This is a genomic window from Streptomyces sp. NPDC025806 (assembly GCF_055558275.1).
The window spans coordinates 455,606-469,643 of the sequence record NZ_JBVHMU010000004.1 but is presented as its reverse complement, the minus strand read 5'-3'; the positions used below and the strand labels follow the sequence as shown (position 1 = coordinate 469,643).

The 14,038-nt window shown below is 72.6% G+C and carries 13 protein-coding genes; 2 read left to right on the top strand and 11 right to left on the bottom strand.

Going from position 1 to position 14,038, the window contains the following annotated elements; all coding sequences use genetic code 11:
• Positions 1-84 precede the first annotated feature (84 nt).
• The 4 genes from ACZ4E1_RS12180 to bldG all read right to left on the bottom strand — a co-directional run bounded on the left by ACZ4E1_RS12180 (position 85) and on the right by bldG (position 4,466).
• Positions 85-678 carry a small secreted protein gene (locus ACZ4E1_RS12180; RefSeq protein ID WP_467538333.1) on the bottom strand — a complete coding sequence of 198 codons (594 nt, stop codon included), beginning with the start codon at positions 676-678 and terminating at the stop codon, positions 85-87.
• Positions 679-905: 227 nt separating this feature from the next.
• Entirely contained in the window at positions 906-3,296 is a 2,391-nt protein-coding gene (locus ACZ4E1_RS12175; RefSeq protein WP_467538331.1) for a sodium-translocating pyrophosphatase, read from the bottom strand.
• Positions 3,297-3,615: 319 nt separating this feature from the next.
• Positions 3,616-4,044, bottom strand: coding sequence for an ATP-binding protein (locus ACZ4E1_RS12170; RefSeq protein WP_467538329.1), 429 nt, complete (start codon positions 4,042-4,044; stop codon positions 3,616-3,618).
• 80 nt (positions 4,045-4,124) lie between these two features.
• Positions 4,125-4,466, bottom strand: a complete 342-nt coding sequence (gene bldG, locus ACZ4E1_RS12165; RefSeq protein ID WP_003975386.1) for an anti-sigma factor antagonist BldG — start codon at positions 4,464-4,466, stop codon at positions 4,125-4,127.
• Between the two features lie 289 nt (positions 4,467-4,755).
• On the opposite strand from bldG, the gene ACZ4E1_RS12160 reads away from it, so the two are divergent.
• Positions 4,756-7,038, top strand: a complete 2,283-nt coding sequence (locus tag ACZ4E1_RS12160) for a DEAD/DEAH box helicase (protein WP_467538326.1) — start codon at positions 4,756-4,758, stop codon at positions 7,036-7,038.
• Positions 7,039-7,234: 196 nt separating this feature from the next.
• Here the strand turns inward: ACZ4E1_RS12160 and ACZ4E1_RS12155 are convergent, their stop codons facing one another.
• From ACZ4E1_RS12155 to ssd, 7 genes are all read right to left on the bottom strand, one after another.
• Complete coding sequence (locus ACZ4E1_RS12155; RefSeq protein ID WP_467538324.1) at positions 7,235-7,798, bottom strand: Rv3654c family TadE-like protein; 564 nt, start codon at positions 7,796-7,798, stop codon at positions 7,235-7,237.
• Positions 7,795-8,145, bottom strand: a complete 351-nt coding sequence (locus ACZ4E1_RS12150; protein ID WP_467538322.1) for a TadE family type IV pilus minor pilin — start codon at positions 8,143-8,145, stop codon at positions 7,795-7,797. The genes ACZ4E1_RS12155 and ACZ4E1_RS12150 overlap by 4 nt, the downstream gene beginning before the upstream one ends.
• Entirely contained in the window at positions 8,132-8,269 is a 138-nt protein-coding gene (locus ACZ4E1_RS12145; RefSeq protein ID WP_399124704.1) for a DUF4244 domain-containing protein, read from the bottom strand. Before ACZ4E1_RS12145 ends, ACZ4E1_RS12150 begins: the two co-directional genes overlap by 14 nt.
• Positions 8,270-8,460: 191 nt before the next feature.
• Positions 8,461-9,111 (bottom strand): type II secretion system F family protein, encoded by a 651-nt coding sequence (locus tag ACZ4E1_RS12140; protein ID WP_467538560.1) that lies wholly within the window; start codon positions 9,109-9,111, stop codon positions 8,461-8,463.
• 241 nt (positions 9,112-9,352) lie between these two features.
• Positions 9,353-10,204, bottom strand: a complete 852-nt coding sequence (locus ACZ4E1_RS12135) for a type II secretion system F family protein (RefSeq protein WP_467538320.1) — start codon at positions 10,202-10,204, stop codon at positions 9,353-9,355.
• The gene (locus ACZ4E1_RS12130; protein WP_467538317.1) at positions 10,201-11,370 is read right to left on the bottom strand and encodes a TadA family conjugal transfer-associated ATPase; all 1,170 of its coding nucleotides are present in this window, start codon (positions 11,368-11,370) and stop codon (positions 10,201-10,203) included. Before ACZ4E1_RS12130 ends, ACZ4E1_RS12135 begins: the two co-directional genes overlap by 4 nt.
• Complete coding sequence (ssd, locus tag ACZ4E1_RS12125; RefSeq protein WP_467538314.1) at positions 11,367-12,464, bottom strand: septum site-determining protein Ssd; 1,098 nt, start codon at positions 12,462-12,464, stop codon at positions 11,367-11,369. Before ssd ends, ACZ4E1_RS12130 begins: the two co-directional genes overlap by 4 nt.
• A 565-nt stretch (positions 12,465-13,029) precedes the next feature.
• On the opposite strand from ssd, the gene ACZ4E1_RS12120 reads away from it, so the two are divergent.
• On the top strand, positions 13,030-13,881 hold the full coding sequence (locus ACZ4E1_RS12120) for an HAD family hydrolase (RefSeq protein ID WP_467538312.1): 852 nt from the start codon (positions 13,030-13,032) through the stop codon (positions 13,879-13,881).
• Positions 13,882-14,038: the final 157 nt, after the last annotated feature.

Here is a 14,038-nt window from a genome sequence, read left to right as displayed (position 1 = left end):
GAGGCGTGTGGGGCCGGTGGGGCGGGCCCAGCGCTCAGGAACTCAGGAACTCACGGTCCCTTGGAACTCGGGAGCTCTTGGAACTCAGGAGTTCTTGGAGGCGGACGGCGTCGCGGCCGTGCTCTTGCAGCCTTCCTGCTTCTCCATGGCCTTGCCGACCTCGCCCGCCTGGAGCTCGGCGACGGCGTTGTCGCCGTTCTGGCTGAGCTTCGTCAGGCCCTCGCCGATGCCCTCCAGGCCCTTGGCGAACGCGGCCTGGTCGCCCGTGTCGAGCGCGTCGACCTTCTTCTTCAGGTCGGCGTAGCCCGTGGAGAGGGCGTCGAGCTCCTTGACGGCGTTCTGCTGCTTCTTCTTGCCGTCGTCGACCGGCGGCGGGCCGGCCTTCTCGACCGCGTCGGCGATGTCGCCGTACGCGTCGGAGAGGTCCTGGAACGCCTTGGAGTCGGCCTTCTGCACCTCCTCCGGCTTGCTGTTCTCCGAGCTCACCTTCTGGATCGAGTCATTGGCGGACTGGATCTTCTTCGCCGGTGCCACCCGGGCGTCACAGACCTGCTTGGCCCAGGAGTTCAGCTTCTCGTTGCTGTCGTCGCCGCTGCAGCCCGACAGCGCCAGTACCAGTACCGCACCGCCGGACAGTGCGGCCGCGAGCTTCTTGTTCACCGGATTGGTCCCTTCCATGGCTCTCGGCCCCGGAACTTACACGCCAAGTACACGACCATCCCACGCGAGGCGTTAGATATGACCAGTTTCTTCCCCTTTAGGGGCCATTTGCATCAAGGGAGAGAAGGCTCACGGGACACGAACCGGCAAACCCGGGACACGCGTGAGGCGGACGGCCCGTCAATCCGGGCCGCCCGCCTCCGTGTTGACCGCTGACACGCGGTCCTCGGCACGCTTCTAGACCATTACGGCACCACCGCCTGGTCGGCCGGATCCGTCTGCTTCGCGGCCGGTCCGGCGTCGTCCCCGTCCTCGTCGTCGACCGCGATGCCGCGCCGCTTGGAGACGTAGACCGCGCCGATGATGACGGCGAGGGCCAGCACCGCGATCACGACCCGCACGCCGACGCTCGCGTCGACCCCGAAGCTGAACTTGACGATCGCGGGCGCGATGAGCAGCGAGACGAGGTTCATGACCTTCAGGAGCGGGTTGATCGCAGGGCCCGCCGTGTCCTTGAACGGGTCGCCGACCGTGTCGCCGATGACCGTGGCGGCGTGGGCCTCGCTGCCCTTGCCGCCGTGGTGGCCGTCCTCGACGAGCTTCTTCGCGTTGTCCCAGGCGCCGCCCGAGTTGGCCAGGAAGACGGCCATCAGCGTGCCCGTCCCGATGGCGCCCGCGAGATACGCGCCGAGCGCGCCGACGCCGAGCGTGAAGCCGACCGCGATCGGCGCCATGACGGCGAGCAGCCCGGGCGTGGCGAGTTCGCGCAGGGCGTCCTTGGTGCAGATGTCGACGACCCGCCCGTACTCCGGCGTCTCCGTGTAATCCATGATCCCGGGGTGCTCGCGGAACTGCCGCCGCACCTCGTAGACGACGGAACCGGCCGAGCGCGACACCGCGTTGATCGCGAGCCCCGAGAACAGGAACACGACGGCGGCGCCGATGATGAGCCCGACGAGGTTGTTGGGCTGCGAGATGTCCATGTTCAGGTTCATCGGCCCGGCGTCGCCGACCTTCTCGCCGACGTCGTGGGCCGCCGAGAGGATCGCGTCCCGGTACGAGCCGAACAGCGCGGCTGCGGCGAGCACGGCCGTGGCGATCGCGATGCCCTTGGTGATCGCCTTGGTCGTGTTGCCGACGGCGTCGAGGTCGGTGAGCACCTGCGCGCCCGTGCCCTCGACGTCGCCGGACATCTCGGCGATGCCCTGCGCGTTGTCGGAGACCGGCCCGAAGGTGTCCATGGCGACGATGACGCCGACCGTGGTCAGCAGCCCCGTCCCGGCCAGCGCCACGGCGAACAGCGCCAGCATGATCGACGTGCCACCGAGCAGGAACGCGCCGTAGACGCCGAGTCCGATCAGCACCGCCGTGTAGACGGCCGACTCGAGCCCGATGGAGATGCCGGCGAGCACCACGGTCGCGGGTCCGGTCAGCGAGGTCTTCCCGATGTCCCGCACGGGCCGCCGGGTCGTCTCGGTGAAGTACCCGGTGAGCTGCTGGATCAGCGCGGCGAGCACGATGCCGATGGCCACGGCGACGATCGCGAGGATCCGCGGATCGCCGGACTTGCCGGTGACCTCCCCGATCGCCCCGTCGAGATCCGCGTACGAGCCCGGCAGGTACGCGTAGACGGCCACGGCGACGAGGACCAGCGAGATGACGGCCGAGACGAAGAAGCCCCGGTTGATGGCGCTCATCCCGGACCGGTCGTTCGCGCGGGGCGCCACGGCGAAGATGCCGATCATGGCCGTGACGACGCCGATCGCGGGCACGATCAGCGGGAAGGCGAGCCCCGCATCACCGAAGGCCGCTTTTCCGAGGATCAGTGCCGCCACCAGAGTGACGGCGTACGACTCGAAGAGGTCGGCGGCCATCCCGGCGCAGTCTCCGACGTTGTCGCCCACGTTGTCGGCGATGGTCGCGGCATTGCGCGGATCGTCCTCCGGAATGCCCTTCTCGACCTTGCCGACCAGGTCGGCGCCGACGTCGGCGGCCTTGGTGAAGATGCCGCCGCCGACACGCATGAACATGGCGATCAGCGCGGCCCCGAGCCCGAATCCCTCCAGCACCTTCGGCGCGTCGGCCGCGTAGACCAGCACGACGCAGGAGGCACCGAGCAGGCCGAGCCCCACGGTGAACATGCCGACGACGCCACCCGTACGGAAAGCGATCTTCATGGCTTTGTGCGAGGCGACACTAGGATCCTTTTCGGAATCCCCCGCGGCTGCTTCCCGGGCCGCGGCGGCGACGCGCACATTGCTGCGCACGGCGAGCCACATTCCGATATAGCCGGTGGTCGCGGAGAACAGGGCGCCGATCAAGAAGAAGACCGAACGGCCGGCGCGCTGATTCCAGTCGTCCGCCGGAAGCAGCATGAGCAGGAAGAAGACGACGACCGCGAACACGCCCAGGGTGCGCAGCTGCCGGCCCAGATAGGCGTTCGCGCCTTCCTGGACCGCACCGGCGATCTTCTTCATGGAATCCGTGCCCTCGCCCGCCGAGAGCACCTGGCGCACCAGGACTCCGGCCAGGGCGAGCGCCGCGAGCGCGACGACGGCGATGACGATCACGATCAGACGATTGCCGTCCGTCAGGTCCGCGGCCGCGAGATGTGAGGGGATGGAAGGCTCCGCCATTCGTCCTCCTTGACGCTTGGACTGAGCTCAAGACGTGGACGGATTGTAGGGAGAGGAACCTGATCAAAACAGTACGCGGGAAAAGATGAGATCGTCGACCCGGAGAGAAGCCGATAATGCCTCCAAGGCATTATCGGCCTCATTTCACGATCATCAAAGAATTCGACCCGGAAAGAGTTCGACAGGAAAGACCGCCGGCAAAGATCGACGGAAAGATCGACGAAGGGCCGATGGAAGGATCGACGGAAAGATCCAGAAACGAAAGAAAGCCCTGCTCACCGCGCGGGTGAACAGGGCTCGCTGTCTTCGTCGCCGCCCGTCAGACGGGGGGCTCCTCCGTGTCCGGCGTGGTCGGCCAGCTCATACGGATGAGGCCGCCGCTCTCGTCGGCGGTGACCTCCACGTCGTCCACGAGGCCGCTGATGACCGCGAGGCCCATGTCGTCCTCGCCGTCCGCCTCCGGCTCGCCCGCGGACGCCTGCGCGACCGCCGCGGCCCGCGGCGCCTCGTCGCCCACCTCGATGGAGAACTGCTTCTCCTCCTCGATCAGGGCCACGCGCACCGGCGCCGTCAGGCCGCTGCTCTGGTGCAGCCCCACGGCGCGGCTGCACGCCTCACCGACGGCGAGCCTGACCTCGTCGAGCACCGCCTCGTCCACGCCCGCCCTGCGCGCCACCGCGGCCGCCACGAGGCGGGCGGTCCTGACGTGCTCGGGAAGAGGACTGAAGCGAAGTTCGACGGTGGCCATGCATCCCCCTCGAAGTACGGGCGTGCTCGGGGAGACCGGGACGGCCTGGGCCGCCCGGTCCCCTGACTCTCTCGACCGGCTCAGTCGGTCGCCGCTACGGCTTCCTCGACCGAGGTGTGGATCGGGAACACCTTGGTCAGACCCGTGATCCGGAAGATCTTGAGAATGCGCTCCTGGTTGCAGACCAGGCGCAGCGAGCCCTCATGGGCCCGCACACGCTTGAGACCGCCGACCAGCACGCCGAGCCCGGTGGAGTCGAGGAAGTCCACGCCCTCCATGTCGACGACAAGGTGGAAACTGCCGTCGTTCACCAGCTCGACCAGCTGCTCGCGCAGCTTGGGCGCGGTATACACATCGATTTCGCCACCGACCTCGACGACCGTACGATCGCCGACGGTACGGGTCGACAGGGACAGGTCCACGGATCCTCCAGCACCTTGCTAATCGAGCGGTCGCCCCTCGGGGACACCTCGGCATGATCCCCCGGGACGGTTCGCCAGCCGCGATGGCATTCAATCACTTACCGGCAGGCGTGCACGACGCCTTGGAACATTGTCCGTCACGCCAGTGACACACTCGGAGCCGATGGCCAAGAATCACCGACCCGAACGACCTGCGGCGTCCACGGGCTCCCGACCCTCTCCCGGGGCGGTCCTGGAGCGGCTCGCCTCGGGTCCGAGCAGGGCTGCGCGCATCACCCATACGGAGCACTTGCCCCCTCGTGCGGGCCGTCATGCCGTGTGGCCGGACCGGATCCGCGCCGAGGTCGTCGCCGCCGTGCAGAAGGCCGGAATCGATCATCCGTGGGCCCACCAGGCGCTCGCCGCGGAGCACGCCCTCGACGGCGAGTCGGTGGTCGTCGCCACCGGAACCGCCTCCGGCAAGTCCCTGGCATACCTGGTTCCGGTCCTCTCCGGGCTGCTCGACGGCTCCGAGGCGCCGAACGGCCGCGGGGCCACCACGCTGTACCTCGCCCCCACCAAGGCGCTCGCGGCGGACCAGTGCCGGTCGGTGAAGGAACTTTCACAACCGCTGGGCAACGCGATCCGTCCCGCGGTCTACGACGGCGACACCCCCTTCGAGGAACGCGAGTGGGTCCGCCAGTACGCCAACTACGTCCTCACCAACCCCGACATGCTGCACCGCGGCATATTGCCCTCCCACGCCCGCTGGTCCTCCTTCCTCAAGGCCCTGAAGTACGTCGTCGTCGACGAGTGCCACACCTATCGCGGGGTGTTCGGCTCACACGTCGCCCAGGTGCTGCGCCGGCTGCGCCGCCTGTGCGCCCGCTACGGCTCCGAACCCGTCTTCCTGCTCGCCTCCGCCACCTCGGCCGAACCCGCCGCCTCAGCGGGCCGTCTGACGGGCCTGCCGGTCGTCGAGGTCGCCGACGACGCCTCGCCCCGCGGCGAGCTCGTCTTCGCCCTCTGGGAGCCGCCGCTCACCGAGATGCAGGGCGAGAAGGGCGCTCCGGTGCGGCGCACCGCCACCGCCGAGACGGCCGACCTGCTGACCGACCTGACCGTCCAGGGCGTCCGCTCCGTCGCCTTCGTACGGTCCCGGCGCGGCGCCGAGCTGATCTCGGTCATCGCGCAGGAACGACTCGCCGAGGTCGACCGCTCGCTCGTGCGGCGTGTCGCCGCCTACCGGGGCGGCTACCTCCCCGAGGAGCGCCGCGCCCTCGAAGCGGCCCTGCACTCCGGCGAACTCCTCGGCCTGTCCGCCACCACCGCCCTCGAACTCGGCATCGACGTCTCCGGGTTGGACGCCGTCGTCATCGCCGGCTACCCCGGCACCCGCGCCTCCCTGTGGCAGCAGGCCGGCCGTGCCGGACGCTCCGGGCAGGGCGCCCTCGCCGTCCTCGTCGCCCGCGACGACCCGCTGGACACTTATCTCGTCCACCACCCCGAGGCCCTCTTCGACCAGCCCGTCGAGTCCACGGTCCTCGACCCCGACAACCCGTACGTGCTCGCCCCGCACCTGTGCGCCGCGGCGGCCGAACTCCCGCTCACCGCACCGGACCTGGACCTCTTCGGCCCCGCCACCGCCGATCTGCTCCCGCAGCTGGAGGCCGCGAAGCTGCTGCGGCGGCGCACGAAGGCCTGGCACTGGACGCGCCGCGAGTCCGCCGCCGACCTCGCCGACATCCGCGGCGGGGGCGGCAACCCGGTGCAGATCGTCGAGGCGAGCACCGGCCGGCTCCTCGGCACCGTCGACGCGGCCTCTTCGCACACCACCGTCCACGACGGCGCCGTCCACCTCCACCAGGGCCGCACGTACGTCGTCCAGCACCTCGACCTCGACGACAACGTCGCCCTGGTCGAGCCCGCCAGCCCCACGTACTCCACCACCGCCCGCGACACCACGGCCATCTCCGTCCTGGAGACGGACGTCGAAGTCCCGTGGGGCGACGGCCGGTTGTGCTACGGCTCGGTCGAGGTCACCAACCAGGTCGTCGGCTACCTCCGCCGCCGCCTCATCACCGGCGAGGTCCTCGGCGAGACCAAACTCGACCTCCCTCCCCGCACCCTGCGCACCCGCGCGGTGTGGTGGACGGTCACCGAGGACCAGCTCGACGCCGCCCGCATCAACCCCGAGATCCTCGGCGGCGCCCTGCACGCCGCCGAACACGCTTCCATCGGCCTCCTCCCCCTCTTCGCCACCTGCGACCGCTGGGACATCGGCGGCGTCTCGGTCCCGCTCCACCCCGACACGCTGCTCCCGACGGTCTTCGTCTACGACGGCCACCCCGGCGGGGCGGGCTTCGCCGAGCGGGCCTTCCACACGGCCCGGGAATGGCTCGCCGCCACACGCGAGGCGATCGCCGCCTGCGAGTGCGAGGCCGGCTGCCCGTCCTGCATCCAGTCCCCCAAGTGCGGCAACGGCAACGACCCCCTGCACAAGCGCGGCGCGGTCCGCCTCCTCTCCGTCCTCCTCCAGGGCGCGCCCGCCCCGTCGGACCCGCCCCAGCCCGCAGTTCCTACGGGGGACTAGCCGACCCGGGTCCCGGCGGTACGGGCTCCGCCGATGCGGCCCCGCCGGGGAGCGGGCCGGCCGTCGAGCCCCGATCCGGGTCCAGTTCCGGTGACGGAGGAGGCTCCGGCCGCGAGCCCGGCTCCGAAACCGGCTGCGAAACCGGCTGCGAAACCGGCTGCGAATCCGGTGCCGAGGGTCCCTCGGGGCGCGAGCCCTATTCCGGGACCGGCTCCGGTGCCGAAGGTGTGTCCAGGTCCGAGACCAGCTCCGAGGCCGGAGGGACGTCCGGTTCCGAACCCGGCTCCGGTGCCGGAGGGACGTCCGGTTCCGAGCCCGGCTCCGAAACCGGACCTGGCGCCGGACCCGGCACCGGAGGGGTCTCGGGGTGAGGTCCGGAGGGGCCGGCACTGGAACGGAACTCCGCCGCGAACGGGCCCCGCCCCGCCGCCGCGACCACCTCCGCCACCTCCCCGCGCACCGCACAGCTCACGACTCTGGCTCCCTGCGCCCCGGCCACCCGCCCGGCCAGGGCACACGCATCGGTACCGCCCTCCATCCAGTGCCCCGCCGCCGCCAGTGCCGCCAAGTCAGCGGCGCCGCCCGCCCGGTGGCGGGCCTGCACCGCCTGGCCCAGGGCGAGCACCACCCCGAACACGGCCCCGACCGCGGCCATCGCCACGACGACCCACACCGTCGCCGACCCCCGATCGGCCCGCAGCCGCGAGCCCGTCCGGCTCCTCCACAGTCCTGCCCGGCCCCGCCCCGTCCTCCTCCTCACGTCGCCCCCGCCGTCTCCTCGGCCGCCGCGACCGCCTCCGCCCTCAGGTCCGCGGCGAGCGGCCCCGGCCCCGCCGACCGGGCCGACACCGTCACCCGCACCAGATCCCCTTCCCGGCTCACCACCACGCGCGCCCCGGGCGGCGCCGCCTCCAGTGCTGCCGCCCGTGCCTCGCTCGCCGGCTCCTCCCGGGCCACGGCGCGGGCACCGGCCCGCGCCGCGTCCACACACCGGATCTGCCCGGAGACCGCGAGCAGCCCCCAGACCAGCGCCAGCGTGAACCCCACGAGCACGGGCAGCACCACCGCCGCCTCCGCGGTCACGAAGCCCCGGTCAGAACGACCCATTGAGCGCCTTCCCCACCAGCTCCTCCAGGGCCGACATCACGGCCCCGCTCGTCATCACCTTGTAGAGCAGCCCGGCGAAGCCCACGGCCGCGAGAATCCCCACCGCGTACTCGGCACTGACCATCCCGGCGTCCCGCCGCGCGGACCGCACAGCCCGGACCCAACGCCGCACCCGCACGCCGACACCGCGACCCGTTCCCCGCCTGCCACGAACCTCACTGCCTCCGCCGCACGCACCGCATCCACTGCACTCACCGCATCCACGGCTCATCACAACCCCCTTGAACACCACGTTCGTTCACCTCTCGACACCCTTCACCGACCGACTCCTCCGCCCAGCACACCTCCCGTCAGTCCGATCACCACGGGCAGTACGCCGATCGCCAGGAACGCGGGCAGGAAGCACAGCCCCACCGGCGCCGTGACGATCACCCCCGCCCGTCTCGCCACCGCCGTCGCACGCCTGCCCCGCTCGGCTCTGCACTCCGCGGCGAACCGGGCCACGGGCACCGCCGCCGGCGCCCCTGACTCGCCGGCCCGCTCCAGGAGCCGCACGAGGCCTGCCGCGCCGGGCAGGAACGCCAACTCCCGCCACGCCGACGCCGCTTCACTGCCGAGGCGCACCTGCGCCGCACCCCGCGCAAGCCCTCGCCCCACGGGCCCGCCCAACGACTCCCCGACCGCCCGAGCGGCCCCGACCGGATCCGCCCCGGCCGCCAGGCAGGCCGCCAACAGCTCAGCCGCAAGAGGCAGTTGCCGGGCCACCCCCGCCCGCACATCCGCGCCGAGCGCCTCCGCCGAGGCAGCCGACGGACCCGCGCCCCTCCCCCGCGAACTCCACCACCCCAAAACCGACGCCACGACCAGCCCGACCAACACCCCGGCCCCGCCGCCGACCAGCGCGTACCCGGCACACCCCGCTCCGGCCACCGGTGCCCACCGCCGCACCCCCGCCGGCACCCGCATCCGACGCCGCCGCCGCGACTCGACCAGGGCCGCCTCCAGAACCGCCCGCACCCGGCGCCGTGCCGCCCGCGCCCTCAACCATCCCCACACCCCGTACGCCAACCAGGCACCCAGCCCGGCGACACACAGCACCACCCCCAGCCTGTGGACAACTCCAGCCATCGACTCAGCTCCGCCGAACACCATGGACACCCCAGACACCCCAGACACCCCGAACACGTCGATCACCCCGACCATCCCGTCACCCCCGCTCCGCCCCGCGCACGATCCGCACCGACCACCACAGCCCCGCCGCCTCCAACAGCCCGCCCACGACCAGGCACCCGAGCCCCGGCCCCGTGTGCAGCAGCACCCGCAGCGGGCGGGCCCCCAGCAGCGAGCCGAGCACCAGGCCGAACACGGGCAGCCCGGCGAGCATCACCGCCGTCGACCACGGACCCGCCAACTGCGCTCTCAGATCGGCCCGTTGATCCCGCTCGACCCGCAGCGCGTCCGCGAGCCGGTCGACCCCGACGGCGAGGCCCGCGCCCCGGTCCACCGCCACCCGCCAGCACGCGGCGAGCCCGTGCAGCCCCTCGGCTCCCGGCTCCCCGGCCGCCGCCCCGAGCGCCCCGGGGACATCACCGCCGAACCGCGCCGCGGCCACCACCGCGGCCCCGCCCGGTGCCCCCGACTCCCGTACCGCGACCGTGAGAGCCGGACCGGGCTGCCGCCCCGCGCGCACCTCGCCGGCCAGCAGCTCGCACAGCCGGATCACCGCGTCGCCCCGCCGATCCGCCGCCCGCAGCGCGTCCCGCGCCCTGCGTGCCCGCGCCACCCCGGGCACCGCGGCGGCCCCGAGCACCAGGGGCAGCGGCGACGCCCCGAGCACCCCGACAACCAGCCCGGTCGCCGCGCACGCCCACTCGGGACGCGCCCGCAGCCAGGCCCAGAACCGCCCCGGCCCCGGCCACAGAGCCACCGACGCGGCGCCACGCGCCTCGAAGGCCTGCCCCAACACCGCTCGCACTCTGCGCAGTTCGCCTCCCCGCACCCGCACGGCCCAGACCACGCTCAGCACGCCGAGCAGCGCCACCGCCACGACCCCGCTCACGTCGGATCACCGCGCATCCCCAGCAGTTCGCGCAGCCGCGCCCAGCCGGGCCCCGGCACAAAACCGCGCTCGCCCCACTCCAGCGCGGAGACGGTCCGCACCCAGCCCTGCGGATCCCGCTCCAGTACGTGGACCTGCGCGACCCGTCGCCGCCCGCCGCGGTCCCGTACGAGGTGGAGGATCACCGAGACGGCCGCCGCGAGTTGGCTGTGCAGCGCAGCGCGGTCGAGGCCCGCCGCCGTGCCGAGCGCTTCGAGGCGGACGGGGACGTCGCTCGCCGCGTTGGCGTGGAGCGTGCCCGAGCCTCCTTCGTGTCCTGTGTTGAGAGCGGCCAGGAGGGAGACGACCTCGGGGCCGCGCACCTCGCCGACCACGAGGCGGTCGGGGCGCATCCGCAGGGCCTGGCGGACCAGGTCGTCGAGGCCGACGGCGCCCGCGCCCTCCTGGTTGGCCGGCCGGGCCTCCAGGCGCACCACGTGCGGATGGTCGGGCCGCAGCTCGGCCGAGTCCTCCGCGAGGACGATCCTCTCCTGCGGCCCGACGAGGCCCAGGAGCGCGCTGAGCAGCGTCGTCTTGCCGCTGCCGGTGCCGCCGCTGATCAGGAACGAGAGGCGGGCGTCGAGCAGGGCCCGCACCACGCGGTCTCCGCCCGGCGGCACGGTGCCCGCCGTCACCAGCTCGTCCACGGTGAAGGCCCGCGGCCGTACGACGCGCAGCGACAGGCAGGTGCAGCCGACGGCGATCGGCGGCAGCACGGCGTGCAGGCGGGTCCCGTCGGGCAGGCGCGCGTCCACCCAGGGGCGGGCGTCGTCGAGGCGGCGGCCGACGACCGCGGCGAGCCGCTGGGCCAGTCGGCGCACCTCCGCCGCGCTCTCGAAGCGCACGCCCGCGGGCTCCAGGCCGCCGCCCCGGTCGACCCAGACCCGGTCGGGCGCCGACACCAGGACGTCGGTCACCGCGGGGTCGCCGAGGAGCGGCTCCAGCGGGCCCGCGCCCACCAGCTCGGAGCGGAGCCGGCCGGCCGCGCCGAGCACTTCGGCGTCGCCCAGGATCCGGCCCTGCGCCCGGAGCGCCTCGGCCACGCGCGCGGGGGTGGCCTCCGCCCCGTTCTCCGCGAGCCACTGGCGGACCCCGTCGAGCATGCGGGCCCCGACCACGGCGGTCATCCGACGCCCCCGGCGTCCGAACCGACGGCCGCGCGGTCCCAGAACTGCGCCGTGAACCGCCCGAGCGGGCCGCCCACTCCCGGCGGCTTTCCCGCGAGGACCCCGTTGTCCAGGGGCAGTTCACCCGCGAGCGGCAGGCCGAGCAGCCGGGCCGTCTCGTCGGCGCCGAGCGCGGCCGTGCCCCGGGCGGGCGCGGTGACGAGCCTCAGGTCGCGCAGCACCATGCCGACGGCGCCCGCCGTCCGCCGGGCGGCGGCGACCGCGCGCAGCTCGGGCGGGACCACGAGCAGGCCCACGTCGAGCTGGGCCAACGCCTCCACGGAGCCCGCGTCGATGCGTCGCGGCAGGTCCACGACGACGGTGCCTCCCCTGCGGCGCGCCGCGGCGAGCACCGCGCGCACGGCCTCCGGGGGCACCGCCGCCAGATCGCCCCGGTCCCAGCTGAGCAGCCGCAGGCCGTGCAGCGCGGGCAGGGACTCCTCCAGAGCGGTGGCACCGACGCGGCCTCGGGACTGGGCGAAGGCCGGCCAGCGCAGTCCGTCCGCGGCCTCGCCGCCGAGCAGCACGTCGAGCCCGCCGCCCAGCGGGTCCGCGTCGACGAGCAGCGTGCGCCGCCCGGCCCGCGCGGACGCCACGGCGAGCGCGCAGGCCAGCGTGGAGGCACCGGCGCCACCCCGGCCGCCGAGGACGCCGACCGTGAGGGCGGGCCGGCCGACGCCCTCCGCGACGTCCGCGATCCGGTCCATCAGCCACTGCTCGCCGTCCGGCAGCATCAGGACGTGGTCGGCGCCGATCTCGACGGCGCGCCGCCACACCCCGGGGTCGTCCTGGTCCCGGCCCACGAGCACCACTCCGTGCCGGCGGGGCGCGCCGCGCAGCCGGTCGGCCGCGTCGTCCCCGACCAGGACGAGCGGCGCGCCCTCCCATCCCCCGCGCCCGCCCGGCGCTCCGTGTCCGACCTCGGGCCGCACCCCGGCGGCCGCGCACAGCCGCAGCAGGTCGTCCAGGAGCCGTACGTCCTCCGTCACGATGAGCGGCGCCCGCCCCCGTGTCCCGGTGTCCCGCACCGGGTCCTGCGCACTCGTTCCCGTCATGATCCGATCCCCCTCTCACCGCGCCGCCCGCGTCCGCGAGCGATCCGCACCGCCGCGAAGGCCGGCGGGCGCAGCGCCGAACACCGGTCGCTCCGCACAGCTCGGCAATGCCGGACCGGCCCTCGGACCGCACCGGAACTTCGCGTGCGGAATCACCGTGCGGCGATCTCGGAAATCATGTGGATCTTGGACAATTCCTGTGGACGGCAGAACGCTTGTGGATATCTCGCTCACTCCAACAGGTGAACGCCGCGAGATCTGGCCCGAACCTCCCGCACAGCAGCCCAGAGGTCACACAGCGTGACGGAATGACGAAGTGCCGCTCGCGGCGTCGAAGCCGGGCGGCACGGTTGAACGGAGAAGGAAGAGGGCCCAAAAACGGGTCCGGACATGCGACGACCCCCGCCGGGGGGGAGAGCGGGGGTCGTCCCCACGGTCCGACTCGGGGGGGGAGGAGCCAGACCGGGTTAGCACGGTCGCGAACGATCCGTGACTTCCATGGTGTACCCGAGAGCCTTCTCAGGCAAACCCACGCGCCCGAGCTTACGCCGAATGGTGGGCGCCTATGCTCGAGCTCGTGGAAAACCCCTCCTTGACCCACTCCATGCCTCGCGCGGCGGCGTTCTTCGACCTGGACAAAACGGTCATTGCGAAGTCGAGCACGCTCACATTCAGCAAGTCGTTCTATCAAGGCGGGCTGATCAACCGGAGGGCCGTGCTGCGGACCGCGTACACGCAGTTCGTGTTTCTCGCCGGCGGCGCCGACCACGACCAGATGGAGCGGATGCGCGAGTACCTCTCGGCGCTGTGCCGCGGGTGGAACGTGCAGCAGGTGAAGGAGCTCGTCGCCGAGACGCTGCACGATCTGATCGACCCGATCATCTACGACGAGGCCGCGTCCCTCATCGAGGAGCACCACACCGCGGGCCGCGACGTCGTCATCGTCTCGACATCGGGGGCCGAGGTCGTCGAGCCGATCGGCGAGCTGCTCGGCGCGGACCGGGTGGTGGCCACGCGCATGGTCGTCGGCGACGACGGCTGTTTCACGGGCGAGGTCGAGTACTACGCCTACGGCCCCACGAAGGCGGAGGCCGTCGAGGAGCTCGCCCGCTCCGAGGGGTACGACCTGTCGCGCTGCTACGCGTACAGCGACTCGGCGACGGACGTGCCCATGCTGAGCACCGTCGGGCACCCCTACGCGGTGAACCCGGACCGCGCGCTGCGCCGCGAGGCGATCGCGCGCGAGTGGCCGATCCTCGACTTCCACAAGCCGGTTCGGCTCAAGCAGCGTCTGCCGCACCTGTCCGCGCCGTCCCGCCCGGCACTGGCCGCGGCGGTCGCGATCGGCGCGGCGGCGGCCACCGCGGGCCTGGTCTGGTACGCCAGTCAGCGCCGCGCCCGAATGCGTCCTATTTGAACCTAAAAGTAAAGAAGTGCGGCCAGGACTACCGCTCTCTTCAGGGGTGGAGTACAAAGGAGTCAACGGCCCGCGAGACCAAGGACATCCGAGAGGATCACCTTCAAACGCAACCAAGGCCCCACGGACCGAAGCATGAACGCAGGGCACCCACGCG

Excerpts from the sequence above, each read along its gene's own strand:
- ACZ4E1_RS12145 (WP_399124704.1), bottom strand. The coding sequence starts at position 8,269 with ATGGTCAGTGCCGAGTACGCGGTGGGGATTCTCGCGGCCGTGGGCTTC.
- ACZ4E1_RS12170 (WP_467538329.1), bottom strand. The coding sequence starts at position 4,044 with ATGGCCACCGTCGAACTTCGCTTCAGTCCTCTTCCCGAGCACGTCAGG.
- ssd (WP_467538314.1), bottom strand. The coding sequence starts at position 12,464 with ATGACGGGAACGAGTGCGCAGGACCCGGTGCGGGACACCGGGACACGG.
- ACZ4E1_RS12180 (WP_467538333.1), bottom strand. The coding sequence starts at position 678 with ATGGAAGGGACCAATCCGGTGAACAAGAAGCTCGCGGCCGCACTGTCC.
- ACZ4E1_RS12150 (WP_467538322.1), bottom strand. The coding sequence starts at position 8,145 with ATGGGTCGTTCTGACCGGGGCTTCGTGACCGCGGAGGCGGCGGTGGTG.
- ACZ4E1_RS12120 (WP_467538312.1), top strand. The coding sequence starts at position 13,030 with ATGCTCGAGCTCGTGGAAAACCCCTCCTTGACCCACTCCATGCCTCGC.
- ACZ4E1_RS12175 (WP_467538331.1), bottom strand. The coding sequence starts at position 3,296 with ATGGCGGAGCCTTCCATCCCCTCACATCTCGCGGCCGCGGACCTGACG.
- ACZ4E1_RS12130 (WP_467538317.1), bottom strand. The coding sequence starts at position 11,370 with ATGACCGCCGTGGTCGGGGCCCGCATGCTCGACGGGGTCCGCCAGTGG.
- ACZ4E1_RS12140 (WP_467538560.1), bottom strand. The coding sequence starts at position 9,111 with ATGCGGGTGCCGGCGGGGGTGCGGCGGTGGGCACCGGTGGCCGGAGCG.